1 protein-coding gene is annotated in these 603 nt (G+C 45.8%); it reads right to left on the bottom strand.

Annotated features, from left to right (window positions below; all coding sequences use genetic code 11):
- Positions 1 to 603: sterol desaturase family protein (locus tag ACTXGO_RS16575; protein WP_443575198.1), on the bottom strand; the 603-nt coding region annotated here is incomplete at both ends.

Genomic DNA, 603 nt, shown 5'->3' on the forward strand with positions numbered 1-603 from the left:
TTCTTCGCTTGTAGCTCATTTTGTTCAATCTCCAGCGGTGTAAGCCCTTTGGCTTTTGCTTTTAGGTAGCTTAGATACGCAGGAATATGCGTTTTGCCCATATGCTTGTCTAGATAAGGTAAGAACCCTGCGTAGTTGCCTTTAAATTTGGCATGATGAAAGTCGTGATACACAGGTCCTTCGTAGACGGGTAATAGATGCGCAGGATTCCATGGAATATCATAGCCGATATGACCGTCCGCGCCTTCCACCTGACGTAAGATGACCCATAGCCACACGACATAAATGTGCGCGCCCAAGAGAATCGGACCGACTAAGGTAAGCGTTGCTGTAAGCGAATACTCGACCCAGTGCATGTAATTGCCATTGATGCCGCAGGTGTTGTGAATGCGATGATGCACGCTATGGATGTGTTTAAGCAGCCACTTATTCTCATGCATATAGCGATGCATCCAGTAATACAAGAAATCATCGAGCAGCACAAAAAATACCAGTTGCGCGATAATAATATACCAAGCAGGCAGCGCGCCATTATGCACGCCAGTGAGCTTGAGTAGTGGCCAAACGAGGATCAATAATGACGCCAAAATGATATTATTGATG

It is taken from the genome of Psychrobacter sp. T6-1 (assembly GCF_052258445.1).